Annotated in this window: 19 protein-coding genes and 4 pseudogenes; 7 read left to right on the forward strand and 16 right to left on the reverse strand. The window is 40.8% G+C overall.

Annotated elements, in window-relative coordinates; genetic code table 11:
- Positions 1 to 731 precede the first annotated feature (731 nt).
- From ACFQ88_RS23480 to ACFQ88_RS23520, 9 genes and pseudogenes are all read right to left on the reverse strand, one after another.
- Positions 732 to 2,132 (reverse strand): DUF2971 domain-containing protein, encoded by a 1,401-nt coding sequence (locus ACFQ88_RS23480; RefSeq protein WP_379457318.1) that lies wholly within the window; start codon positions 2,130 to 2,132, stop codon positions 732 to 734.
- A gap of 936 nt (positions 2,133 to 3,068) precedes the next feature.
- Entirely contained in the window at positions 3,069 to 3,668 is a 600-nt protein-coding gene (locus tag ACFQ88_RS23485; RefSeq protein ID WP_379457320.1) for a hypothetical protein, read from the reverse strand.
- Positions 3,669 to 4,218: 550 nt separating this feature from the next.
- A complete protein-coding gene (locus tag ACFQ88_RS23490; RefSeq protein ID WP_379457322.1) occupies positions 4,219 to 5,163 on the reverse strand; it encodes an exodeoxyribonuclease VII large subunit in 945 nt (314 codons plus the stop codon).
- Positions 5,164 to 5,834: 671 nt separating this feature from the next.
- Positions 5,835 to 6,770: a tyrosine-type recombinase/integrase gene (locus ACFQ88_RS23495; protein WP_379457324.1), complete on the reverse strand. Its 936-nt coding sequence runs from the start codon at positions 6,768 to 6,770 to the stop codon at positions 5,835 to 5,837.
- A 677-nt stretch (positions 6,771 to 7,447) separates the two neighbouring features.
- Positions 7,448 to 7,855: a hypothetical protein gene (locus tag ACFQ88_RS23500; protein ID WP_379457326.1), complete on the reverse strand. Its 408-nt coding sequence runs from the start codon at positions 7,853 to 7,855 to the stop codon at positions 7,448 to 7,450.
- A gap of 228 nt (positions 7,856 to 8,083) precedes the next feature.
- Positions 8,084 to 8,572, reverse strand: a complete 489-nt coding sequence (locus ACFQ88_RS23505) for an HAD hydrolase family protein (protein WP_379457328.1) — start codon at positions 8,570 to 8,572, stop codon at positions 8,084 to 8,086.
- On the reverse strand, positions 8,569 to 8,790 hold the full coding sequence (locus tag ACFQ88_RS23510; protein WP_379457330.1) for a GntR family transcriptional regulator: 222 nt from the start codon (positions 8,788 to 8,790) through the stop codon (positions 8,569 to 8,571). Before ACFQ88_RS23510 ends, ACFQ88_RS23505 begins: the two co-directional genes overlap by 4 nt.
- Positions 8,791 to 9,222: 432 nt before the next feature.
- A complete protein-coding gene (locus ACFQ88_RS23515; RefSeq protein WP_379457332.1) occupies positions 9,223 to 9,387 on the reverse strand; it encodes a hypothetical protein in 165 nt (54 codons plus the stop codon).
- A 1,164-nt stretch (positions 9,388 to 10,551) separates the two neighbouring features.
- Positions 10,552 to 10,659, reverse strand: a pseudogene (locus ACFQ88_RS23520) (transcriptional regulator); the annotation flags it as partial.
- Positions 10,660 to 10,846: 187 nt separating this feature from the next.
- Between ACFQ88_RS23520 and ACFQ88_RS23525 the strand changes: the two are divergent.
- From ACFQ88_RS23525 to ACFQ88_RS23550, 6 genes and pseudogenes are all read left to right on the forward strand, one after another.
- Positions 10,847 to 11,440 carry a hypothetical protein gene (locus tag ACFQ88_RS23525; protein WP_379457334.1) on the forward strand — a complete coding sequence of 198 codons (594 nt, stop codon included), beginning with the start codon at positions 10,847 to 10,849 and terminating at the stop codon, positions 11,438 to 11,440.
- Positions 11,441 to 11,586: 146 nt separating this feature from the next.
- The gene (locus tag ACFQ88_RS23530; RefSeq protein WP_379457336.1) at positions 11,587 to 12,168 is read left to right on the forward strand and encodes a hypothetical protein; all 582 of its coding nucleotides are present in this window, start codon (positions 11,587 to 11,589) and stop codon (positions 12,166 to 12,168) included.
- 31 nt (positions 12,169 to 12,199) lie between these two features.
- A pseudogene (locus ACFQ88_RS23535) lies at positions 12,200 to 12,564 on the forward strand (Asp23/Gls24 family envelope stress response protein).
- Positions 12,565 to 12,590: 26 nt separating this feature from the next.
- A complete protein-coding gene (locus ACFQ88_RS23540; protein WP_379457338.1) occupies positions 12,591 to 12,932 on the forward strand; it encodes a zinc ribbon domain-containing protein YjdM in 342 nt (113 codons plus the stop codon).
- Between the two features lie 1,239 nt (positions 12,933 to 14,171).
- A complete protein-coding gene (locus ACFQ88_RS23545; protein ID WP_379457340.1) occupies positions 14,172 to 14,630 on the forward strand; it encodes a carbohydrate-binding protein in 459 nt (152 codons plus the stop codon).
- 22 nt (positions 14,631 to 14,652) lie between these two features.
- A complete protein-coding gene (locus tag ACFQ88_RS23550; protein ID WP_379457342.1) occupies positions 14,653 to 15,252 on the forward strand; it encodes a polysaccharide lyase family 7 protein in 600 nt (199 codons plus the stop codon).
- Positions 15,253 to 15,624: 372 nt separating this feature from the next.
- Here the strand turns inward: ACFQ88_RS23550 and ACFQ88_RS23555 are convergent, their stop codons facing one another.
- Positions 15,625 to 16,365, reverse strand: coding sequence for a Fic family protein (locus tag ACFQ88_RS23555; protein ID WP_379457344.1), 741 nt, complete (start codon positions 16,363 to 16,365; stop codon positions 15,625 to 15,627).
- A gap of 277 nt (positions 16,366 to 16,642) precedes the next feature.
- Positions 16,643 to 17,497, reverse strand: coding sequence for an aldo/keto reductase (locus tag ACFQ88_RS23560; protein WP_379457346.1), 855 nt, complete (start codon positions 17,495 to 17,497; stop codon positions 16,643 to 16,645).
- 237 nt (positions 17,498 to 17,734) lie between these two features.
- Between ACFQ88_RS23560 and ACFQ88_RS23565 the strand changes: the two genes are divergently transcribed.
- The gene (locus tag ACFQ88_RS23565) at positions 17,735 to 17,887 is read left to right on the forward strand and encodes a LacI family DNA-binding transcriptional regulator (RefSeq protein ID WP_379457956.1); all 153 of its coding nucleotides are present in this window, start codon (positions 17,735 to 17,737) and stop codon (positions 17,885 to 17,887) included.
- 251 nt (positions 17,888 to 18,138) lie between these two features.
- Here ACFQ88_RS23565 and ACFQ88_RS23570 read toward each other — a convergent pair.
- From ACFQ88_RS23570 to ACFQ88_RS23590, 5 genes and pseudogenes are all read right to left on the reverse strand, one after another.
- A pseudogene (locus ACFQ88_RS23570) lies at positions 18,139 to 18,645 on the reverse strand (IS110 family transposase); the annotation flags it as partial.
- 946 nt (positions 18,646 to 19,591) lie between these two features.
- Positions 19,592 to 20,398, reverse strand: coding sequence for an extracellular solute-binding protein (locus ACFQ88_RS23575; protein WP_379457348.1), 807 nt, complete (start codon positions 20,396 to 20,398; stop codon positions 19,592 to 19,594).
- Positions 20,399 to 21,724: 1,326 nt separating this feature from the next.
- Positions 21,725 to 22,594 (reverse strand): phosphotransferase family protein, encoded by an 870-nt coding sequence (locus tag ACFQ88_RS23580; RefSeq protein WP_379457350.1) that lies wholly within the window; start codon positions 22,592 to 22,594, stop codon positions 21,725 to 21,727.
- Positions 22,595 to 22,878: 284 nt separating this feature from the next.
- Complete coding sequence (locus tag ACFQ88_RS23585) at positions 22,879 to 24,081, reverse strand: MFS transporter (RefSeq protein WP_379457352.1); 1,203 nt, start codon at positions 24,079 to 24,081, stop codon at positions 22,879 to 22,881.
- A gap of 47 nt (positions 24,082 to 24,128) precedes the next feature.
- Positions 24,129 to 25,660: pseudogene (locus tag ACFQ88_RS23590) on the reverse strand (ABC-F family ATP-binding cassette domain-containing protein).
- Positions 25,661 to 25,774 lie beyond the last annotated feature (114 nt).

Consider the following 25,774-nt stretch of genomic DNA (forward strand, 5'->3'; position numbering starts at 1 on the left):
GTAGTTTCTCCTTTTCTTGCAAGATTAACTTATTTTCAATCATTGAACCAAAAGGTGGAAACGGGATAATGATTTGCTGATGCAAAGAAAGCCATTGATCAATTAGTTCCTTTTTTGTCTGCATATTCTACTCCATGCATTGTTTTGTATAATTTATTTATTATTGAAAAAGCCCTATACTCAGATTTAGTTTACATAGTATTTTTTATGTATACTTTGTAAATTGCTCATGCTTGGGTATTTTTTGCAAAAAATGAATTTAAAAAACTGTCTAAGACAATGATTAATTTCAGTCCAACTCTAAGATTTCGTAAAGCTTAGATTTAGAGCAAATGAAGAGGACCGACACAAACATTCCCAATTGTTTTAATACACATCCTTCCTTTAATTTATTTAACACCAATCAACAATAAAGGGACGGTTTATCCGTCCCTTTCCAGCATCTATAAGAAAATTCGATAATGTATCGCAAGAAACACTTGATGTGCGTAGGGATGAAAGAGTACTTGATGAGTAAGTTTCTTACAATTTGGACAATTCTTTATCGATTATATCTGTAGGGAAATCCAGTTCATTCAATTTTACAATATTCATTAGGACACCTACAGGGTTCAATTCTCCTAATTATATAAACTTCTAGTAAAATTCTACCATAGATTGACCAGATTCGACAATCCTGCAAGATACAAAGCGACAGTCAATACGACTGCCTCTCATCACATAACCATCGCTTACTTTTCACCTTCGAATGATGTTTTTAATGATACGATCTTTCGTGGGTACAACTCTTTTTTCCTGATTGAATACTCCATTTCATAAAATTCAAATTCTTTTCTTCCAATTTCCTCACATTTTCTTTTCACTATTTGAATAATTTCTGCTTTTGCCTCTTTTGGTGTTTTCATTCCAAAAATTATTGCCTCTAAATTATTAAATTTATATTCTAATAACCTATCCCCAGGTTTATCAAATAGACCAATACTACTGCTTAAGATAATGCGATACTCTCTTTCATGTCTCCAATCTGGTATTTTTTTTAGATAGGCGCGTTGATAAGCGCTCCAATGTTGGTTCCTCCACTCTTCCACATTCGAAAATATATGCTCACCACAAATACTTAGTTCCCCATTCTCGCCTGTGTACCATTGTTCTTCCAATTGTTGCATCGGTATTCTACCTATATTTCTAAAAAAATCCAACTCATTAAAATCCGAAGTATACTCTATTGGTTGCAAAGGAAAATCTCGATAATCATTCATATTCCCTCTAGAACTGTAGCCAACTATTGTTTTTAATGGCAATAACGGATTTGACTCGCTATTCACTGTTTTGAATTTCAAACAAACACCTGTATGGTTATTTCCATATGTACCCCATATAGATGAGTTTGAACAATTATCCATAAAACAAGCAACATATGCTTTGGGGTAAGTTAATTCTACAACTGAATCTAAATACATTTGCGGAAATTCTATACTGACGCTTTGTAACTTAGGATTGTCTATATACATTTGGAGTAATTCATTATCCCAACTCTTTAATACGCCAAATAGAAATTCAATAAGTTCGCCATATTGGTTTTCATACAACTCATCCCCAACACTAGGAAAATCCACACCAATTGTGTTTTCTAACTCTTTTGTTTGTGTATTTTCAATATATGGAATTAAACCACTCTGAGCATCTATTTCAATAATAGCTTTGAGAGCATTCCCAGACAAAATCTTCAAATGGACATACATTTCTTCAAGATAAATCTTGTTAGGGTTACAAATAATAAATTGTAAATATGATTGTACGAATCTGTCAGAAAAAAAATGATCTTTAATTCTTTGAATACGATCTTTATATCGATCCGTAGGCAAATCCTTTTCACTTTTATAAATTGGAATATCTTTTTTTGTTATGGTTTTGTTATCAGGCAATAACCTTGTTTGAAAAATTACATGCTCTAAACATAAGAGGTAATGTTTCAATAGGTTTTCCCATACAATCCTATCACCCTGCCAAAAGTAGCGGCGTGTTCCTTCCATTGGGTCGTTTAATTCATCGAGAGAAGCGAAATAAATTTGTTGTTTTTCCAGTTCTTGATACTCTCCTATCAAATTTTTAACACTACGAAACCTATACATACGACCACCCGTTTCTATGTCAAAAATTGTGCTCCTTTTATTTCAATTTCTTATGTGTTTTACTAATTCACGTAGGTAACTGCATGAAAGCATTTATGCACCACTAGGCTTACGTTTATTCTAACACAAAATCCCAAATGAATGATGACCTCGCCGAATGAATGTATCTTGCCCATTGTAAATCATTATCAAAACTTTCGAATGTACAGAGCTGTCGAATCCTTTCTACCGTTGCGTCTTCCTTTGTGACCACATAGGTCACTCACCAACGGTAGTATGTAGCACGATGGTCTCCTAACCATGTACATGCTTGGGAGATACTTTCTTCCCTCGAATGGACTCGATCCAAGGGATGACGATTCCGGAGACACCTCTTTCCAGTTCCTTGTACTTTTTTAGCACATTCAATTTTTGATTTAGTAAACGGATCTCGGCTTTTAATTTCTCGAGTTCAGAAGCATACGCAGGGCCCTTACCGTGGCTCTAATTGTTTACCGACAGGCCGATCGATCCGATGGGTTTCACTTGCCCGATACCACCGTATCCACGTATCCGCTTGCGTCTAATTCCGAATGTGAAGTTGTTCCATGACTTCCTTTTCCGAAATACCTGTCAATCTCATTTCAATAGCTTCTCTCTTTACCTCTACCGGGTAGCTGACTCTTGTTGCCAATGAAAAAACACCTCCAAGGTTATCTCCACATCTTACGACATGGAGTCATTTTCTGAAGGTGTTTTGACTTGTCTCACGCTAAGTGTCAGCCCTCACCTGGGAGAGCATTTTTTTATATAGTTATGTTTCTATTGGAATCCCACGTATAAAAATCGGTTGACCTCGGAATTTAGTTTTTTTCTCCTTTTATGAAAGAAGCGAACTCGCAAATTAAGTTGCATAAAGTCATCGCTTAGCTGAAGGTTTTATTCCGTAAGTCGAGCTCAGTCTGGATACGGCACTCTGGTGTTGAGTTCTTCCAAAACCTCCAAGTAGTAAAACACGGCTTCGTGAAATTCTTTGAAGGCAGCAATGTCCCTATCATTAAATGCGTGTATTCCATTCCGCCGCTGTTGAATAGTAAGAATCATTTTGTCACGCTCAGCCTTGTTTTTGTCATCCCAGATTTTCTTTTTAAAAAAATCTCGGAGTCGGTCGAAGCTTGCGTCACCTGGCGCTTGGATTTGATTTTTTATGGTGATGGCGTCTTGGTCTGTAATGTATGATTCCAAATAGACTGTCAAGAAGAATTTGAGTGTATTTTCAGTAAGTGCTCCGAGATTTGCCCATGCCAAAATGAGCATTCCCTCGTACTCCGGGTCGTTTTCGTCTGGAATATCGATCCATCTTTTGAGAGTATGTGATAGAGAAACCTGACGGTCCAAGCGAGCCTTATTTAAAGCATCTGATGCGAGTGTTGGTGCCCACCCATGAGCGTTGGACCAGAAACCTTGAATTTTCTCGTTATAGAAAATGATTTTATCGACCACCTGTGATAGTGACAGTTCTCGTCTCGAACTCCCGAATAATATTTCTAATCCCATATTCGATTCCTCCTTCTTGATCATCATTCACTAATAATACGAAATAACGGATTCCCGTAGATTTGGGTGAATATGGAATAAAGCAAGTACCGTGCGTTAGCCTTCCCTTAGCACCGACCGCCCCGTGGGGTGCCTGTGCAGTTTACTTTTATCCAGTAATTTATTCTCCGGTACTTTCCCTCAAAATAACAAATCCCATCCCCCCTAAATGTCCATGCCATTTACGCGTACGCCTTCTCCAGAAATTTCGGGGTCATTTTGCCAAGTTCCTTAACGAGAGTTATTCCGTGCGCCTTAGCATGCTCTGCTCGCCTAACTGTGTCGATTTGCGGTACGGGCACCTTCTCCCTGGCTAGAGGCTTTTCTTGGCAGCCTGAATTCGTTAATATAAATTTCACTACCCATTACATACCAACCTTACGATGCGCGGATTTGCCTACACATCAGCTCTCTGTTTGGAGGGGCATCGATGTTCTATCGAAAATATACCTTTATGGTTGAAACTGTAAATACTTTACTGTAAACATACCATTTCTTTCGGTACCTATATTTACTGATCATGCCTTTTGGGAATGTCTATTAAATGAAAGTAAAATAAGATGATTATTAGAATTGCCATGATCAAAAACATTATTAGCATGGCACCAATTGTTGTAGATCCTCTTTCATTTAGTAAAATTTTCTTTAACGACATACTGCTTATATCATTTGCTTGACCGATAACGGTAAGTAGTTTATTAGCTGCATCTGTAGGTGTTGAAGATGCAACGTCTGCAATTTCGTCAGCTATGGTTTTATCATTTTCATGACCGATTCCTGTTATTACTGGTATTTTACTTCGGTAAATTGACTGACAAACCACTTCACTATTAAATGGTTCAAAATTGTCCCCACCACCCCTAATCAATAAAATAATATCGTAATTTTTTGCTATCGCAGAATTTATTCCACCAGCTATACTTTCAGGATCTATTAAATTTACATCAATAACATCGATGGTTATTCTTTCAGCTTTTTCTAATAAACCTTTAACATCTGATAATCCTTCACTAGTTTTGGAGGTTACAATCGCAATTTTATAATTAAACGCACTTGTTAGATGTAACAGACTGTTTTTCTCACGGTAATATTTTGTTTTTAGCACATTAAAGCGATGTTCCCTGGATTCTGTTAATTCAGCAGATTTCACTCTAAAATTAACTATATTCTGCAGTTTGGATCCGATTTGAAAATATCCAGTAAATCTATATACGGAGTATTTTTTAATGTTTCTTGCTAATTCTTCATCGACAATTAGTTGGAGCCTTACACCATTTTCTTCACAGTGTACATACTTTAATCCCTTGTACGCCCTATCATGAACTTTCACGACTACCGCTTCCAATTCGATCTGAAGCTTACCTAGTTCGTCTCCCATATTTTTTTTAGTAAGATCTACTAGTTTTCGATTTATTTCCAATAGACTATAAGTTTTCGTTTCAACGTTCCTGCTCATATATTTCTAGTACTCCTATGCATTTCTTTATTTAGAATAACGAGAGGTATCACAATCCTGTAATTCCCATACCACAGATCAATATAAGGCTTATTATGTAATGCTATTTCTTAGGATAATCTCAATATTACAGGTTGAGTTCGATGCTGTGAATCCATTATGGAACGCTGCTCATGACGTAAAGCAGATAAAATCGTAAAGCTTCTCAGTCTAATCCTGTCAACTACATAGTATTCTACATCCTTCACTACAAGGGCAAAGATGTAAGCAGTTTCTACATAAGCGAAGGAATTATAGAGTCATTGAATTTGGGATCAACAAATGTCTCTCATACCCTCTATCGAGGAGCACGGGCACTCCTAAGCTACACAAAATCGATTTCAGGTAACATTAGAAAACTCTTTCCTTGGCCTAAATTCCATGGTAAAAACTATAAATTTGATAGTAATCATGAGTTATTCTGCACAAAATAATGTTTTCGTTAACGGAATATTGATAGCATATAAAATATAGTAGCCTTTTGTCCGCGGCATACGTATCTCCACGGGGTAGTTCAAGTCACCCCGTATTTATCTCACTTTATATTGCCATCACGATTTACAATTGTGATACTTTAATGCAAATATGTTTTTCCATTCCCTGTAGAATGTTCCTTATTTGAATGTAAAGCCTCACTTTGAAACACTTTGAAACTTGGGTAATATGGGTATTACTCGATTCATAGCCTCCTGCTTTTGTTTATCCCCGACATGTGTATAAATTTGAGTTGTTTGTATGCTCGAATGCCCAAGAAGCTCTTGTAAGGTTCGTATATCCGTCCCTGCAATGACCTGCTGCGTAGCAAACGTATGTCTGAGCTTATGACTACTCAGTGCTTTTCCCAGCAACTCTGAATGCTTCTTTTTGAACTCTGAAAAATTAGATTCAGCAATTTTTTGTATCGTTCGGACCGTTATCCTACGTCCAAATTGTGAAATGAAAAACGCTTGCTCGCTTTTCTTCTTTGGTTGAATTCTTGCATCTAAAGCCAAATTGAGTATATAAACTAACTGATCCGGGAGCGGGATTATTCTCCACTTACGTCCTTTACCATTTACCCGTAATATAGCGTTAGATTTATTATAATCTGAGATGTTCAATTTACTAAGCTCGCTCACACGTAAACCTGCATAGCTCATTAATAAAAACATAGATACATTTCGTATCTGATATTTCCCTTGAATGGATTCAATGAAGAGTGCTAAGTAATCACCTTCAAGGTACGAAGGAATTTGCTGTTTATCGATCTTTGATTTCTTAATATTTAAAGCAGGATTATTTGTAACATACTTGTGCTCGACCAAAGCATTAAAAAATGAACGAATAGAAGCTAAGCACCGGTTCCTTGTTGAGTCACCCGCTCCCCTTTGGCGCTTGGTTGAAAGAAACCGCATAATATCAATGGATTCAATCTCGGTTATTTGCTTAGCAGAAGCGGACTTTAAGAATTGACGTATATCCCCAAGATATGCTTTTTGTGTTTGCTCAGTTAGTCCGTGATCCTTCATCCAGATATCGAAGAAATCCAACAATTCATCATCGAAATAACTTTTATCGATTTGATCCATTAATACTCACCTTTTTCATTGGCGTGATCTACCAATTCGATGTCGATTTACTATCAATTATATATGCCTAACGATACGATATGCACGAAAAAAATCGCTTAAAATTGAAATTACGCGAAATAGTTATTTCGCGTAATTTTTTTAATTTCATTTCTTAATTGTATAATGTCAGAATTAGCGCTTGCTCACGCCACGGTTTATATCCTGGGCGTCCTGCCAGCGGGGGACGTGACCTTGGGTGAAGCGACATTAGCCGAAATCCGCAAAATTACTGTTGAATAGATATACATTATTAAAAGACTATAATAAAATGAATCCCTCAGATAAAGAGAAACAAGCTGCCTTTAACTGAAATCCAGGCGGCTTGTTTTCTTATACTGATCCATACCATGTTTAATTAATGTATCTCCAAAGCCAAAGCTTCGTGCCAATCTAAATTGCCTGCATAATTGGGTCGCATTAGTGTCGCTCGCTTTGGGTCGTCCGCAATGAAAAGCTTCAATTGAGGTGTACTTCTCGCATTTTCACCAAGCTGTCGCTTCAATCAGGAGTTCTTTTCGTCGGCAGCTCCAATAAAAATAACGCCGACTTTTGATGTCGTAATGTCGCTCCGGTCTGCATCCGGCACAATCTCACTGATTTGCACGTCATACGTCCCGGCCAGGCTGTTCAGTCCGTCAAAAAAAAGCGACGATTTCTTCTCCCCGGATCGTGCCGTACAAAACCAGCTCTACTCCGAGCGGATCGTGGACCTTTTCGTTTTTGTCTCTAATGCCGCTTCCCATGTACGCCTCATACTCCCCGTTGCAACCGCAGTACGGACATTCATCCACATAAGGATGCAGGTGCTTCGGGCGGTCAACCTCGTAATGGACGCTGGCGGCTACTTGATAATAGCGGCCCTTCTCTGTCACAACCGGATTTAGTGAACGAAGCGGAGCGTAATAAAAGCGGAGGTGGACACAATGGTCGTGGCTTCTGCTGCTGCTGCCGTCAGGACCAAGCCGGACCGGCTGCAGTCCCCGCCGCCGGGCGAAGGCGTCGCAGCCCTCGGCGGTATGCGAATACCCGAAATCATTGTACATATTTCCAGCAGCTTCATAGCAACACTAATTGCACCCCGGTAGGTTGAAGCTAGCGATTCGTGAATCAATATCCAAATATTAGGGTATCTTGGGGCCGAATCGGGAAAGATGGTTCCCGGCGGCAGCTAAACGCAGCAACGGGTACAGCAACGCTTTGATTTTCGTTTATCATAGCAGTACATCTCCTTTTATCATTAGTTATCCCTGAGGAACTCGCCGACGCCAGACTCAAAGGGGCCAGGTTGCTTCAGCGAAGTCAATCACCTCAAGCAGCGCAGATTCATCATTGCTGCGGGCAAGTACAAACGCGGCGGCGGCTTTTACGGTCGGGTTGGCATTGGCTACTGCAAATCCGTTGTGAACGGAACCGATCATTTCCAGATCGTTCAAATTGTCCCCGACTACGGTGAAGCTGTCGGTTTCCTCTCCCGATAACCGGATCATCGCCGATAGCCCCGTGCTTTTGTTAATTCCGGTAGGAAGCACTTCCAGCTCGCTTTGCGGAATAATATTTTTGGAATAGACAACCGGCTCGCGGTTAGCCGTCCGAATCCGGTCGATCACAAATACCTGGTCCTGATCCTTTAGATCGAGCAGCTGAAACTCTTGATCATTCGGCTTCCTTTTAAAAATTTGAATCTCTAAATCGCCTTCGGTCAAATTAGCATTCCTTATGAGCTCCGTAATACTGGAAAATCGGTTAATGGTGCTTTTCATATGCAACCCTTGACGCCGCACATAGTACCCCGACCCTTGAATACCGTATATACGGCTGACTCAATGAGATGCCTAAGCGCCTTGCGGATCGTTTCCCGGCTTACTCCGAAGCGCAAACACAGCTCCTTCTCAGTCGGCAACCGTTCTCCCTCCTGATAAAGTCCTTGGTCAACATCCTTCAATAGCATATTGCAAATATCCGAATAACGGTTTAGCATATAACTTTTTCTCTCCTTTGCCGTGGCCACAACGCGGGAAGACTACCTGACTTCAGCATACATACGGAATGTTAATAACAGATAAACCGAGCTGCAATAATTGCAAACTCCATGTGAAGCTTCAGTTAATTTGTCTAGATAAATATCGGAAAAATCTCATGCTTTTTGACCTTTTTCAAGGAATTTCGGTATTCCAGGTCTTATTTCAGGGGTGGCATTTGCCATTTTTGTCTAGAACAATTTTAATGCAGGGACATGTACGGAGCGGATTAATGTTTTGTACAAATTCGTTCCTTCTTGTCATAGAATTAAGAGCTGTTTAGTCTTAAAGACACCGCGGCGGCTCCTCCAGTTTCGTGATAGATGATTTGAATTATGATGATGACACCACTTTTTTCTTGCTCGCTCCGTCTCTATTTGCGGGCGATTTTTTCATTTTTCTTGGGCTTCAATCTGCATTTCAATCATGACCAGCTTGACCAGTGTCTGGGCGTATACCCTGCCTTCTTCGGTTTCAAAGCTTGCCTTGCGATCAATCATCCGCATTGCTATCGTCAATTTGCTTTTTCTGGCCAGCAGTTCCTGCATGTTCTTCATGAGTCTCACCCCCACTTCAGGGCAATAAAAAATAACCCTCCTGTCGATACAACAACGCTACTAACTGAAATGATGTGTACTGATGTTCCCTCTTAATCTGATCGCGTCAATCGCCGCTTTCGATGATTCTGCCACTCATCTGTAGATCGGGGATGCCTGAACGGTATAAGTAATCAGAACAGTGATTTCTCCACTGCGAATTGCGATAATGACATGCTTTCCTGCATCCAGTTTTACAGAGTAGATGTATCCTTTTTGTTCGCAGAATCCGAGGTATTCTTTCTTGCTGTTACGCCTGCCATACTGAAGTGTCCATTCAAAACCTTCAGAACGGTAAAAACATCTTCCGGCAATCCTTTTTTCACAATTATTTTGTTCACCCCCTTTCAAGTGGAATAGAAGACAAAAAAAAGCGAACCGAGGATCGCTCCTTGGCTCGCTGGACATGAACAGATTATTTGGTTGTTATACGATTGATAATAGCATCGACAACAGTATCAAATATGGCTGCCTTTGCTATGTTGCCGCGTAACGAGTAACCGGGATGGTAAGTACTATAGGCGTGATACGGCAACTTCTCATGGACGACTCGGCATAGCAGATTAGGCGGCAAGTCATTCACTGTCTTCAGAACGGCTCCGGCAAATATCATTCGCAATCTGTTATAGTAATACAGGCTGGTAAAAAAGAGAACAACAAACATTAGGCCTGAGTATGCTGATCTCATGATGAAGCTATGGCAAATGGTTGCAGATAATCTCTTCGACTTCGGCGGAGGGTCTTGTCTTGTTCTGGTCGAGCTTGATCAGATTGCTGGTCATGTAAACAGACAACATCAACTGGAAGACCGTCGGGAAGACCTTCGTTAGGAGTAACAAAGAAAATTTCATTAACATTACAGGTAGAATCTTGGGACTAGCTCGAAGAACAGGCTGGTGAAAATAGATCCGAATTTTTACGTAAGCTATTAAACCAAGCCCAGCAGAATTCAACAGCTTTAAAAGACATCTAACAACCGGTTGCAGAAAATATAGATTAGTTTCATTCAAGGACTTACGCTGGCGTCGACCTCGTACAGCGCATTCATGGTGCAGATCCTTGAGGAATGTTTGGAGACCAAGACGGTGACCGGGTTGGAAGAAGAATCATCCTTTGACAAAATCAATTGTATTTCTTGTCGCCCTCGGCTAAAACTTCAAGGATTCTAATACGCAAAGGGTGTGCTACCGCTTTGAAAAAATCGGCTTTAAAATGCTGTATTTCTTGATACATAGCGTTCTCTCCTAAATGTTCGAAAATTCGAATATATGGAATATCATATCAAAAATTAGAAAGCAATGAAGCAAGTTTAAAAAAGACCTTTGCGTATTTAAATACTTTTCATTATAGTATAAGTTATAATTATTCAAAAAATCAAATATTTTGTTATTTAAAACTATAAGGTTAGGATTGGATCTGAATGTTCGCTGGTAACGAAATATATGTAGCTTCAAGAAAATATCTTATCGACTATGGCATGCGAACTTTAGCTGGACTAGGTGCAGACCGTATTTGTAAAATCTGCATTCAAAATGGTGGTTCTTGTTGTCGTGGTTGTAATCAATTAATAAACGGTGTGGGCTGTCAGAACAGAAATACAAGTTGCACGGCCTGGTTATGCGGATACTTAAAATTATTATTTTACAAGGCTGGATTGATTAAAGATTGGAATGCATTTTGGGATGAAGTGCCTGGTATTGATTTTAGAAAGGATTACACCCCTCCATTGGTTAAAATGACGATGCATTTTGATGTCCCTATTATGAAAGAACTAGGCGAGGCATTAGCAAAAGACCTTAAATCCAAGTTGAGTCAAGATAAAGTTAAAGATAATCTTGATTTCATTATAATGGCGAGTGAATTGGACGAACTTGTTGATGAGATTGAATATGCTAAAAATTCAGATATCGAAACTCATTTGATAAAGAGGCTTAATTACTTAATCAAAGATTTTAATGAATTTCAAGAAGTCATAAAAAACATTAAATTAAATAATGAATCGTTTACTGTATGACATCACGTATATATATGCAAAAAGAGGGGAGTATTGGGGAATGGTTGGTGCAATCATCTTAGGTGTTGTTGCCCTTTTCATTATATTGGGCTTGACGTTCTGGGTAACAAAGAAAGCTTACTCACGCAAATGGGATGAAGAAGATAATGATTGAAAACAGATGCTCCGATAAAGAAAATCTCACTACTAGACAGATGGTTATTGAACAAGGTCTTGATTACTTAAGAGGTGTCGGATCAGACCAAATATGTACAATTTGTATAGCTAATGGAGGGTCATGCTGTAAAGGCTGCAGAAACTTATCCTTTAAAGTTGGCTGTAGAATTCGTAACACGAGCTGTACTGCATGGTTATGTGGATTTCTCAGGTACTTTCTTTATGAAGTAGATCTTCTTGAAGAATGGAATTCATTTTGGAGACAAGTTCCTGGACGGGATTATCGGGAAGACTATACGCCAGATTATTTTGAACTTCAAAAAACGTTAAGAAAACGAAACCTCCGCTTTCTTAGTAACGAACTTGCAGAAGATTTAAAAAGATTATCTGAAAATCATCCCAAACAACGTTACATTATTGATTTAAGAGAAAACATCGATAAACATTTGGATTTGCTGTTTGACTGGGAAAACAGACCAGATCAAAGGACTTTTATTAAAAGTAATTTAGGAACATTATCGAAGGAGTTTTATAGATTTCACCAAGCTCTTAAAACTTACCGCTCGAATTGAATAATGTAGGAGTGATCCATTTGACCGAGAAATCGCTATAGGATTAATACGTATATCCGACCATGTTATATCTACTATAGATGGGCTCGCAGCCTTAGATACACTGGAATCATTTCTATGTCAGGCGGCACTTCCTAGGGAGTTACTAGGCGCCTGAGCGGAAAAAATGCAAAAAAAGGCGTGGTTGTCGAGGTTATGGAGTCGGAAGCCGCCATCAACCTACGTGTCATCGTCAATTATGGCACAAATATTCAGGACATACGCCAGGATCTTCAAGGAAAAGTCAGGGAAGCTGTGGAAAACATGACTGGGTTTCGAGTTGAGGAAGCAAACGTAAAGGTAGAAAGCGTAGCAATGAAGAAAGAAGAAATCATAGATAAGCATCGCATGAAATAATAACAACAAATGGAGGAAATGAAATTATGTTGGATTTACCAAATTGCCCAAAATGTAATTCAGAATACACTTACGAAGATGGAAGTCTCTTTGTTTGCCCAGAATGTGGTCATGAGTGGACTTTAGAAATAGAAACTGAAGATAACGAAGACAAAAAGATTTTCAAAGATGCAAATGGAAATGTTTTAAACGACGGTGATTCTGTAACAGTAATCAAAGACCTTAAAGTAAAAGGAAGTTCATTAGTCGTAAAAATAGGTACAAAAGTAAAAAATATACGTTTGGTTGATGGTGATCATGATATTGATTGCAATATTGATGGTTTTGGAGCTATGAAATTAAAATCTGAATTTGTTAAAAAGGTATAAACGCGGTGGACTTGCAAATTGATCAATTTTCAAATGCCCAACCTATAAATTGAATTCAGTATGAAGTAATGGAAAAAAACTACGACTAACCAATTAACGTATAATACTTATTTTCAGCCTATGTAGTTTAACTTACGTGCATCCTCTAAACAACTAAATGCGGCTATCGGTATAGATAATGTTATTAGCGTAAATAGTTCAAAAATCAAGAGCATTGGTAACAGAAGAAGGCGGAACCCCCGCCTTCTTCTGTTGGTGCCTAACATGTAATACTTTCGTTGGTCACACTTCAATATTCCTTCGTTCTACTTTTACCATGTTCTTTTGAAGCATTCTATTCTAATTATTTTCACAAAGATTCCAAATGTCATTATGGAGGTAACAATTGATGGCCGAGGGAAATCACCCCCCCCCCCCCCTTTTTCGATAATTTCGAGGAACCGTTATTGGACTATACGATGTGTAATCGTCGACCAGAAAATATAGGTGCTGTTTAAACGGCTTGCTAGCAGTTGTTACTTTTGGTCTTCGCTTTTCTCAAATAGATTCCGATACTGTTTGTTTATCCAATCCTGGAGATATTGAGTTGATTCCTCTCGCCTGACTACCGTATCGAGTTCAACGCCATTTCGAAAAACGAGGCTCCCGGTTATCTATCCGGCAGCCTTAATGGGTACGATATGCTCCCCTTAAAGTAGATAGGTTATGAAATAACCGCTACTTGGAGGGGAGCTTTTTTGTCCAATAAGATTGAGTATAGCGTTATAACTTAACCGAATTCGTGAAATTCTTCCGTCCTCGGATCGGAACAGAAAAAGAAATATTATCAAAAAATTTCCAGAAAGATAAAGCATTGATCATGGCTCATGAGATCCTGGTTCTCCATTTGTTCCGCATGGAGGAGCACGCTCTGGCTTGAGATCGAGCAACAAAGGTACATCTTGATATTTCTCAGGTGCTCAAGGACGCACTTAAAAAAGAGTTAAGAATAGTTGGTTAAAGGATATAAGGGCTTGGTCATTCTTTTTATAAGTTAGTTTTAATTTCCGGAAATTTCCTATCCAACCATCTTGTAATGTGAGGGAATATGTAATAACATATTTTTGTATCAGATTACAAAATATGGGGGTGATAGGGGGGAATTGAGGCGTTATATCTGCTGCCTGATACAATGGCTTGGGGGTTTTTCATCCTAGAATATCACTTAATTCATAATCTGTTGATTAGGGATGATTTTCGATGTCAGTAATAAGCCGCATCAGGTTCTCTACAAAACAAATTGTTAACGTTTTCATTATTTTGTCTCTTGCCTGCTTTCTTTTCCAATTCGGAACTACAGCGGAAGGCGCACCGGTCACAACGAATTATGAAGCCGAGGACGGCGATTTAAATGGCAGCGCTACGGTTGCCAGTAAGAGCATCATGTCCGGCGGCGAGTACGTTCGCAATATCGGAAACAACTCCAGCAATTGGGCGGAAATCACGGTAAACGCGGCATCTAGCGGTAATGCAGCCATGGCCATCCGATATGTCTCAGGAGAAGCCCGCAGCTTGTTCTGGAGCGTATATGGCGGCAGCGGAGCTTCGGCCAGTCTGAACTCGGGTAACTGGAACACGTTGGCCACACATAATACCACAGTATCTCTAAATAGCGGCAATAATACGATTCGATTTTATAACATCCGCTTACGCCCCTGACCTGGACCGGATCTCCATCACCGTGGACATCGCTCAGCAGGATCCTCCGACATTAGGATGGACTCAAGTACCGTTTGATTATTACATCCAGAAGCCATGGAATCTTAATTTGAGCGACCGATACAGCTTCGATTCAGCTACCAATACGCATACCATGTGGATTTATTCCACGGACGAACCGTTCCAGCAAGGGAACACCACGGATCCCCGGACTGAGATGCGATGGAATGAAGAATATTCGACCGGTGAGCATATGTGGGAAGCCGATGTCTATATTGCCTCCGGATCGGCCGGATCGTCTGTCATGCAGATTTTGAGAATCGATAGGCCAGCAGGAACGCCTGCAACCGACATTATGCTGGTTGCTCATGCCGATAATACCGTGAGACGATATTTTGATTCGAATGGAGCACTTATCAATTCCAATGTGTATGACAACTGGTGGAACCTGAAAGTTGCCCATGATGCGGATAATGGAACCATCAAGGTATACGCCGACGATCAGTTGGTACTGACGGTAGATGACCGTGGACCTGCGACTCGTCACTTCAAGAACGGGGTTTACGGGGTAGACGGACGTTCAGAGACCAAGTTCCGGAATATTAAATACTGGGTCAGATAAGGTCAAAAAAACATGTAAAAGGAAGGCCTACTCGTATTTGTCGTGTAGGATAATGATTTCCTCCGTATCCAGAATGCTCCTTGATGGAGAAACCGCCACCGGAATTCCGGCAATGAGCTACATCCGTTTATGATCCGAACCAGGTATTAGTCAAACTCTGAATCAATGCTCGACTTCCCTTCTCTATACGGGCTCAATCGCCTATCTTTTTGCTTACACATCTTGTTTCCCGATTGTCCGTTTTCCATATTTGTTAATTTATAAACCAGAGGTGACCTCCTAAATGAAAAATGCCCCCAACAGTGTATAAGCAAAAATAGATACACTGTTGAGGGGCATTCTATTGGTTTGAGGCCTATAGCAAAATAGAAGTTATTTTACGGCACCTATGTATCTTTGTAAACTAACTTCAACACATTCAGCAATTAATTGCACGAATGGCACTATGTCACTTTCAATACTCGCTTTTTCCAAAGTCTCATAATATTTTAACCTAGCCTCATTTGCTGCTTTTACAATGGCTGGCGGGAATCCGTACTTCATTAAAATTATATTCATTAAAAGTCGTGCTGTACGTCCGTTTCCATCAGAAAACGGATGGATATAGACGAAACGGAAATGAAATTCTGCGGCTAGCTCAACGGGGTGAAGCTTATCTTTGTGTTCATCATACCATAAAATCAACTGTTCCATTTTTTCAGAGAGGACTGCGAAATTTGGAGGGGTATGTTGTGAACCAGATATCATGACATTAATCATTCGATACCGCCCAGCATTTTCATCATCGATGTTTTTAAGTACTAGATGGTGAATCGACTTTATTACATACTCCGATAATTCAATATTTCTATCTACAACATCTTGTACATAATTGATTGCTTCTGAATGGTTAACCACTTCAAAATGCTCTCGAAGCTTTTTTCCGCCTATGGTTAGTCCTTCTTCTAGAACCAACTTGGTTTCAAGTAGTGTTAATGTGTTACCTTCAATTGCGTTAGAATTGTAGGTCCACTCAACCCGATAAACTTGTTCAAGATTTCTTACAGCTGCAGAAGGTAATGGACGTAATTTATCTAATTCACTTTTTAGCAGATCAATCTTATCGAAGTTCATAGTTCCCTCCTCCCTACTACATATTATATCACAACTAACAATAAATAGACTCTCTACCCAGTGTTCATAAACCCAAGCGGGTTATATGTACAACTGTCCAAATGTTGGGCAAAAACATTCTTGTATTAACATAATATATATTATGTTAATTCCATTGGACCTGACCTAACCGGTTACACGGTGTTAAAGGCTTAATATTATCCCCTAAAGCGAGCTCCACCACAGTCCAAAGCTACTTGTCAATCTTAACATCTACCAAAAGTAAGCTAACACTCTTTTATATAATATCTAGCGGAACTTTTCTTGATGGTTTAGGAAATACCGCATCCAATCTGTTTAAGTCATTTTGTGTAAAGTCGATTTCACTAACGGCTGCATTTTGTCTCACATGCTCCTCTGTGGATGCTTTCGGTATGGCTAATACATCATCATTTTGGATACACCATGCCAAAAGGAGTTGAAAAGGGCTAATGCAAAGCTGTGCTGCAATATCCTTTACTACTGGATCATCCACTAACTCTCTTCTTAACGCTCCTGCCTGTGCTAAGGGAGAGTACGCCATGATGGGGATGCTATGCGCCTTCTGCCAAGGAAGGAGATCGACTTCAATACCTCGTGAACCCAGATGATACAAAACCTGATTAATTATACAGTTTCCCCCTTTGGCAATACCGAATAGCTCCTTCATATCAGCCGTATCTAAGTTAGAGACCCCCCATCGCCTGATTTTCCCTGCTTCCACAAGTCGCTCCATACCTTCAACAGTTTCGCTCAAGGGGACCCTTCCTCTCCAGTGAAGAAGATAAAGGTCAAGCCGATCCGTCTTCAGCCGTTTCAAACTTTGCTCGCAACTCCGAGTGATACTAGCCCCACCAGCGTTATGCGGATACACCTTAGATATTAAAAAGACTTGATCTCGAATGTCCTTGATGCCATCCCCAACCAATTCTTCTGTTGAGCCTTCACCGTACATCTCTGCGGTGTCAATTACCGTCATCCCAAGTTCTACGCCAAGTCTAAGAGTACTGATCTCCTGCTTTCTTTTCGACGGGTTTTCACCAATGAGCCAAGTTCCTTGACCGATAGCAGGTAATATCGTACCGTCCGGCAATGTTACCATACGTTTCGCCATGTTTTACACCATCCTTAGATTCTGATCTTTATTGAATAATAACACTGTTTAGAGGAAGTGTTATAAAATGTTAAGAGATAACCCCAAACATCCTTTTTTAAAGGAGAGTATTGTATGAAGAAAATCGCGCGGATGAAGACAGGTTCATTGTTCCTCCTTTGTGGTCATGTTATTGAGGAATGATCGGCCGGCCGTCTACAAAATAACTTAGGGATCGGGCCTTTATTTCGTTCCGAGATCGCAAACTGTGCTGATGCCCACGAGTTTGCCAAAAAAGCCGGCGTTTCCGTTACGACCATCTCGAGGGTACTTAATGGTGAGAAGTATGTACAGGATGCCACACTTCTAACTCAGCGTAAGAACAGTATTAGACTGGAGTCGTTGATCTAACGCGGTTTTTGAATTGAAGAATCGTCGGCTTTTTGAAAAATAAGTTTTAGATTTGTTCCGTTAAAAGAAGCAGCGGCGGACCAAGACTAAAATAAAGTCTTAGACCTGCCGCTGTTGTCGTTTAACGTACGCTTACGATGTCGCCCAAGGCGACGATCTAGCCGCGTCGAAGGATTTAGTGATGAACATGCTTCGCATATTCGGAGTAGAAAACCGTTTGACTGGGATGGAACGTTGGAAGCGGAGGTACCTACGCCACAAGAGACCCAAAATTCCCGATCACTCATGATGGTGCGCAGCGTCTGAAAGTCACCCGCTTGGCGTGTGTAATCGTAGTAATAAACACGGCTGATAACATCAGCAATAACAAGGGCATCTTTGGGATCGCTCTTGGAAGGACAGTTATCACGGTTCTCCTTATTTCGTTTGGTTGTCGCTGGATTCACTAAGATAACGTTTAATCCCAGCTCAACCAGCCAATTGGCCATGTTGTTCCAATAGTGCCCTGTCGGTTCCATGCCGATGGATAAGGCTTTTTAATCTGTGCTTCCGCTGCAGTGCATCCTTCCACTGCTTTAAATTTTCAAACCCATCGTTTGTGTTCTTTAACGAAAGATGCCGATTGGATAGAACGATTCCTCGGAAGTTGGTGGCTTGTGCGACATGCGTTTCCTTGCCATATCTATTCCTATAACAAGGTGAGAGGTGGTAATTCGTTCAATTCGTTGATTTTGTGCGTCGGATTGCTTAAACTTCATATTAAGAGCGCCTCCTTGATGGTGTTGGGTTTCGAACCCGTAGACAAACCCATCATACCGAGGCGCTTCCTTTTGGCAAGCCCGTTTCTTAGGACTAACAGGAATGTTTATTTTAATGAACAGTCCCTAAAAATGATATAAACAGCTCTTTCCGCTTGTGATATTCAGGTGAATCAGAAGGTAACAAACCACATGCATACTCTATAATCACCTTCCAACCAAAAAAATCCTTGTCTGAAGCTTTAACACCACAATCTTTGGAATTGAAACCACACCAATCCTGTACGTTTTTCCATTGTCCCTCAAACGTGGTAACATCTCGATGTTCCGCGAAGCTTACAGTTACCCATGGCGAAATTATAATTGCTGAGACGATGAAAATAAGGACTATCGCGAGAAAAATTATGTGTTTCATGAGTGAGATAACCACTTCTTTTTCATCACCAATAGAAGTATAACTATTATTAAAAACACACTAATTGAAAATGATTTCCCTTGAATTACTCTTTCCATGGAAGGAGCACTATCCATTACTCTCCACAGACTCCAACCCTGATATAACAAACATCCCACGTAAATAGATAATCGGTTATCCAGCCCCATGTTCTTTTACCTAAAAGAACAACCCCTGCAATTTGCCAAACCAAGGAGCTTATTGAAACAGAGTAAAAAGCGTAATATTCCCCGAATGAAAAATCAAACTGATTTTCAAAAACCAGATTTAATGCTATGCTTGAAATAAAAATAAAACACCAATCGTTATTTGAAATATTGAAAACGATTTGGCAAATGTGAGCGGACTCAGTACCCAACCTTGTCACCCGACATTTTTTATTAAATGCAGATTTAAGCGTCATTTTTTGCGAAAAATTCAAAGAATTCATTTTGAAAAAAGATCGATCAAAATGGATTCTACAGTTCAGTTTTTAAGATTTAAGGCTCGTCCTTACTTCCAGCCCCATTTTTGAAAGATTTGGTGAGATTCTTCCCTTCTTAAATAATCAATAAATTGCTGTGCCTCTTTTTTCTGATCGGTGTTTTTCGTCAGGGCTATCGGCGTTCCACGATAGAGCTTTTCTTCTTCGGGCAGTTCGACCAGGTCGGTCACATCCTGGAGCCGGTAATACCACGATTCATATGTAATCCAAGCGTCCAGACTGGAATTCGATTTCCATCGTTCAATGGCTTCGGCACTCGACTTTACAGAAAGGTTAATATTTTGGGAAATGCCTTCGATCAGTCCTTTTCTGCCTGCCAGGTCTTCCCACAGGCCAAGCTGGCCGGCCCCATTTACATCGATTATTTTTACTCCATTTTTCGATAAATCCTCCAGGCTTTCAATCTTCTTAGGATTTCCTTTCCTCACCAATATTCCTGCAGCACGCGGGTAGAGTTCTTTTCGTGATTTAGTGTCGATCATTTCGGGGTAGTTAAAGATGAAGTCCTGCAGCATATACTCGGAGCCACCGAAAATAATATCTGCATCTTGCTTTGCCTGGCCGATCCAATTGCTCTCTGGTCCGGCTGTTACTTCCACCTTGATTCCCGTTTCAGCTGAAAAACATTCAGCAGCTTCCTTGATCGGTCCAAGTGGTCCGCCCGGTCCGTACACCCGGATGACATGATCACTTTGGCTGGAATTTGGTATCACCTGGGAGGTAGGCTTATTATTTTCCATTTTTGCATAGGCTGACAATCCGGCAGCCGTAATGACAAAGAGCAGTAGAGCTGATAGGAACAAGGTCTTCTTCATGATTCTCCCTCCATTTCATACATGATTTTTACAGGTACTATTATAGGCAACGAAGGGAGGCTGTAAACGGTTTGAATATAGTTGCAAAATAGTTTGAAAGTTTCATAACTACTGTTAATTAGTCTGGTGAAGAATAAATAATGGTACTTTCTGTTCACCGACACAAAACTGCTTTACTACGCGACACAACTTTGTTTAAATAAAAAACGCAAGAAAAAACTGCTTTAATCACAGTTTATTCTCGCGTTTCACTCACGCTGTCTGTACGTGGGTATTGTTCTAGCTGCCGTTCAACGCGGAAGCCTTGCGATGTTATTAATAATTACGCTATCGTGCTAGCGTGTGTCCCTTCATGTTGGGCATCGTCTAATGCCTTTACTTCTCGGCTTACACAATATTTGAAGGATATGCTTGGGGCTTGATAACCTTTGCCTATAATACAAACCAAAAGCGTATTGTCCTCCCGTGGCTCAACAATGCGATATTCGATCCACGGAAAATTGGCAGTAAGCGTATCGCGCAATTCATGAATGTTTTTTTTGACCCCAGGATTTTCGGCAAGTGTATCCGCGGAGATAACCCATATTTTTTTGATGGATCCGGATACTTTAGTGCATGCTCGATCATGAGCTGTAGTGTAAGTCGTGAATCGATTCCGCCTGAATTAAGCAAACCGATCAATGAGTGCTCATCATATATTTTTTTGATCCTGGCTCGTGTGGATGCGAGCAAATCCTCATCCACTTTTTCTAACATATCCAGACTCTCCCCTCGATAACACGATGACGATCCCGCTTCGTTCCAATAATTTCAACATCAAAATCTAGTAGTACTTGAACCCGATCTTGAGGAAATGGAAGTGGATCTTTATTAGCACCGTAAGGAGGTATCAGGTTTTGCATATAAATTTCTACCAAAAGCGAACAATTAGGATGGAAGGCATACACCTGGAACTTGTGTTTCGGGCTCATATAATGCCAATCTGTCCCATCATCCAACATGGCATCGATTACAGCCTGCTATTTCATAAGACACTCAGAACTAAGACCCTCCTTAATTATTCAGTCGATCTCTTTCGCGAAAACTCTTAAGTAAGGAATCCGTTTCCTCAGACATTTCCGTAGCACTATTTTACAGTTCATCAATACGTAATATAATTTCTTTGACTGCTATCTCACCCAAAGAAACCCCTAATTGTTTAGTATGAATATATGGATCGGACATAGAGTTGATTTTAAGCAGGAATACGCTGGGTTGTGGTTACAAATAGTTGCTTTCAGGTTGTTGGCGATTATTTGCAGAAACGACATTAGGAAAAGGGAACGATCATTGATAATTGAATATCCCGTTCTTAAACGCTTGTTCATCATTGTTCTCAATACCAAATAAAGCTTCTTGAAGCGCAAACGTGCCTAGGTAAAACCTCATTCGTGATTCAGTGCTTTGAAACCCAGGGTAGAACCCGTACATCTGTTTCAAAAAATCTTCTCCGTATCCGCTTATTATAGCTGCAGCATCAACGGCTGGATCACCTACATGTGATCCACCGAAATCAATGATGCCTGCAACTTTCGGAAGTTTAAGATCGATCAATATATTTCCCACGCCAAAATCCCCATGCACAATTGCTGGTTTATATTGAAAGTTCATTCTGTCATTCAAGAAATCCTCAAAATGTTTTCTTACTCGTATTTGATTCTCATTGCTTATATAACGAAACAGTTTCTCTTGAATGCGTTTGTACATATTCTCCCAATACTTATATTGATTTTGTTGATAGAGGTGATCCTTGAACTCTTCTTGCAAAGGAATATTGTGCAACTCCAATAAAAATTGTGACAGCTGGTTGGCTATCACACATAAATCTTCATGGCCCATAGAGTGAAAAGCTTGCATGTCGAAAGTTTTTCCCGGTATCTTACGATAGCCTACAAATACCTCTCCCACGGTCTGCGATTCGAGGTTCTGGTAAATAGGGTTTGGTATATCAAGAGTAATATACTTGTATATGAACTTTAATAACCGCGTTTCCTCATGTAACTCTTTAATGCCTTGTTGATATTTGGGGAAACGGAATATGAGTTCATGATTGACCTCAATGACCGTGTTGTTTTGACCGTTCTCATTGAGGATGACCGAATTGATTTGTAGGTTTGGGTAAACTTCCAGAATTTTTTGTGCATAGTTCTTTAGCATAAACAGCCTCCATATAATGGTATTTTAACAAGCAACAAATATATAGAACCGCGCTCGGGTTGGCACGTCGCCATACCTTCTGACGAATCAGTCCGGTTCAACGAGCATGGAGCCTTCGCCCTGAGTAAAAGTATGCAAGCTTCACTTGAATCTCTCCGTCGCAGCTACGGGAGTGACGGCTGAGGATGATCCTGGTTCCGGAACTTTCGTTGTTGCATACTCTTAAGGCAGATGCCGCCCAGCCGCCTCGTTGCGGTAAAATATCTGTAACCTCGGTCAGCTTCTTAGTTCATGCTCTTTAACTGTTTGTGGAAAAAACTATAAGAAGCACATATCAGCAGTAGTACCCCCGAATACATGAGCAAGCTTTCGATCGCTACCCGATCAGCCAACGGCCCGAAGAAAACCATACCTAAGGGCAATGAGCATGAATTCGCAATTTGAATCAGACTGAATACCCGACCATGCATGGAGGGCTCAACTTTTTCCTGCAAGGAAACCGTTATAGGTGTATTAAAATAAGGGCCTGTGATTCCGATCAAAAAATTTAACAACAAGTATAGCGAAAATAAGGGGGCAACACCTAAACCGATCATCAGCAGACCGTATAACGCGCATGCAAGAGTCGTGGTGCTCATACGATTGCGAAAACCACCCCATAATGCTACCAATATCCCGCCTATAGCGAGTCCGGCGCTGTATGACATTTCGTTTACCGAGAGTCGCCACATTTCCGGGCCGAAAGATCGGCTGACCATTAAAGGGGTTAGAAAAGCGGCCGGGCTAATTAAAATCATGACGATCACCAAGAACACGAGCAGCCGCTGGATATATGCATTTTCTCTTAGATAACCGAATCCTTCTCGAATGCCTTGCAGTTGAGATTGCGGTTTGCTCTTGAGGTAAGCCGGCACTTGAATCGCAAACATCAGGCTGATCCCGATGACGGCCGTGAACACATCGATAAAAAACGTCGTTTCGATGCTGAAAATCGAAAGAATGGCTGCACTCGCCGCGGGAGATAGAAACATCGTTAACGATGTGATGCTGCTATATATTCCGTTGATCCGCATCAGCTTATCCTTCGGAACGAGCTGGGGAATCAGCGCGTTAACCGCGGGGGTCTGTACTCCAGTCCCTGCCGAACGAATGAGCAACGCAGTAAAAAGCAACCAGATACTTGTATAACCCGACAAAAACAGGATCGCCAAAATCAAGGTTACGAAAGCAATCGTTCCATCCGCCAGCATCATCATTTTCTTTCGATCAAAGCGGTCAATCCATACGCCCGCAAACAATGATATGGCGATTTGCGGAAGAAAGCCGCAAAGGGTGGAAATCGTCATCATCGCACCGGATGAAGTCGAAAGCGTAATGTACCATATAATGGCGTACTGAACTAAAGATGAACCAAACAAGGAGACGGTTTGGGCGATCAAAAACAGACTGATTTTCTTTTTCCAATTATCACTGATAGCACGATCCACGAAAGAAACCTCCTAAATAGACTTCAAAAAATGACAATAAGCTTTCGTTAGACATGTTCCAGTTTTACTATGCGGTCGGCCCAATCCTTGTAAAAGCTCTCCTCATGGGACACAAGCAGTACGCTCCCTGAAAAGGATGCCAAAGCGTTCTGCAGCGCCTTTTTCGTTTCCGCATCCAAGTGATTCGTCGGTTCATCCATAATCAAAAAATTGCATGAAGTAAACAGAGGCCTGCATAATTTCACTTTCGATTGCTCACCGCCACTGAGCGTACCAATGGCCTGCATGGCATGGTTTCCCCTTACCCCACATAGCGCTAAATGGCTCCGTATTTCTTTCGTATTCAAATCGGGAAACGGCTCCGAAATCACTTGGATCGGTGTCAACGCATCGTTGTCCCATGTCAATTCCTGCTCGTAATACCCGATTGCAGCTTGCTCCGAAAACGAAAAGAACCGGCAATAGACGGAATTCGTCCGGCCAACGTATTCAGCAAGGTAGACTTGCCGATTCCATTAAAGCTTGTAATAACAAGTTTTTCCCCGCCCGCAACCGAAAAATTCAGTTTAGGCAGCAGTGATGAATGATATCCAATCTCCAGATCGCGAACGGTAAGGGCAACTTGAGCTGACAGCGGCAATTCGCGGAAACGAATCGATGGTCGATGGGTAAAAGTCGGCGGAGTCAAGCGCTCCATCCTTTCGAGCTGCTTTCTGCGACCTTGGGCGATTTTGGAATTTACGCCGGCAATATTTTTGCGAATATACGCCTCCGTTTTTTCAACCTGCTTTTGCTGCGACTCGTACCGGCGAACATAATCCTGCCTTAGGTGCTCTTTTTGCCGGAGGAAGTCCGAATATTTGCCGTAATATTTGTGGATCGTTCCAAACTCGATGTCACATATGCAAGTAGAGATCTTTTCCAGAAAGTCATAGTCATGAGAAACGACAATAAAGGCGCCATCGAAATTGGCCAGGAAGCTGGCCAGCCATTCAACATGATCTTGATCCAGAAAGTTGGTTGGCTCATCCATTAACAAAATATTCGGTTTTTCGACGAGCAGCTTGGCAAGAATTACTTTTGCCCGCTGCCCACCGCTCAATTCATGAATGGAGCGCTCCATTCCCATCGCGTCGATACCCAAACCGCTAGCAATTTTGCCGATCCGGCTTTCGATCGAGTAGAAATCTTGGGTTTCGAGCTGTTCTTGATACGCTGCTGCCTGCAACAATACAGCCTCATCACCGGTAACGGCGCTTTTCTCATAAAGATGGTTCAGCTTCTTTTCCGTTTCATACAAATCCGCAAACGCCGTCTTCAGATAATCCAAAATGGTCAACGTACCGTTTATTTCGGCATATTGGTCCAGATGACCGATTTTCATATTGGACTGCCTTTTGACCGTGCCTTGATCCGGCACGATTTCCCCTATCACTATTTTGATCAGCGTGCTCTTTCCTGAACCGTTTTGTCCAACAATCCCCATGTGTTCGCCCTTATACAACTCGAAGCAGGCATCTTCATACAGTTTTTTGTCCGCAAAGTTGTGCGACAAGCTTTCGACTTTGAGTAAGCGCATAACAATTCCTCTCTCTTAAAAAATATAAAAAAGCAGAGGGTATAGCGTCACTGACGACGCCGGCCCTCTGCTTGACGTGTTTCATCCGATTTCGTTTGGCATGAAACGTCGAAA

Origin of the sequence: Paenibacillus sp. NPDC056579 (genome assembly GCF_042793215.1) — a bacterium.
GTDB lineage: Bacteria > Bacillota > Bacilli > Paenibacillales > NBRC-103111 > Paenibacillus_S.

Coding starts and splice junctions, on each gene's coding strand:
- ACFQ88_RS23480 (WP_379457318.1), bottom strand. CDS start 2,132: ATGTATAGGTTTCGTAGTGTTAAAAATTTGATAGGAGAGTATCAAGAA.
- ACFQ88_RS23485 (WP_379457320.1), bottom strand. CDS start 3,668: ATGGGATTAGAAATATTATTCGGGAGTTCGAGACGAGAACTGTCACTA.
- ACFQ88_RS23490 (WP_379457322.1), bottom strand. CDS start 5,163: ATGAGCAGGAACGTTGAAACGAAAACTTATAGTCTATTGGAAATAAAT.
- ACFQ88_RS23495 (WP_379457324.1), bottom strand. CDS start 6,770: ATGGATCAAATCGATAAAAGTTATTTCGATGATGAATTGTTGGATTTC.
- ACFQ88_RS23500 (WP_379457326.1), bottom strand. CDS start 7,855: ATGTACAATGATTTCGGGTATTCGCATACCGCCGAGGGCTGCGACGCC.
- ACFQ88_RS23505 (WP_379457328.1), bottom strand. CDS start 8,572: ATGAAAAGCACCATTAACCGATTTTCCAGTATTACGGAGCTCATAAGG.
- ACFQ88_RS23510 (WP_379457330.1), bottom strand. CDS start 8,790: ATGCTAAACCGTTATTCGGATATTTGCAATATGCTATTGAAGGATGTT.
- ACFQ88_RS23515 (WP_379457332.1), bottom strand. CDS start 9,387: ATGAAGAACATGCAGGAACTGCTGGCCAGAAAAAGCAAATTGACGATA.
- ACFQ88_RS23525 (WP_379457334.1), top strand. CDS start 10,847: ATGTTCGCTGGTAACGAAATATATGTAGCTTCAAGAAAATATCTTATC.
- ACFQ88_RS23530 (WP_379457336.1), top strand. CDS start 11,587: ATGATTGAAAACAGATGCTCCGATAAAGAAAATCTCACTACTAGACAG.
- ACFQ88_RS23540 (WP_379457338.1), top strand. CDS start 12,591: ATGTTGGATTTACCAAATTGCCCAAAATGTAATTCAGAATACACTTAC.
- ACFQ88_RS23545 (WP_379457340.1), top strand. CDS start 14,172: ATGTCAGTAATAAGCCGCATCAGGTTCTCTACAAAACAAATTGTTAAC.
- ACFQ88_RS23555 (WP_379457344.1), bottom strand. CDS start 16,365: ATGAACTTCGATAAGATTGATCTGCTAAAAAGTGAATTAGATAAATTA.
- ACFQ88_RS23560 (WP_379457346.1), bottom strand. CDS start 17,497: ATGGCGAAACGTATGGTAACATTGCCGGACGGTACGATATTACCTGCT.
- ACFQ88_RS23575 (WP_379457348.1), bottom strand. CDS start 20,398: ATGAAGAAGACCTTGTTCCTATCAGCTCTACTGCTCTTTGTCATTACG.
- ACFQ88_RS23580 (WP_379457350.1), bottom strand. CDS start 22,594: ATGCTAAAGAACTATGCACAAAAAATTCTGGAAGTTTACCCAAACCTA.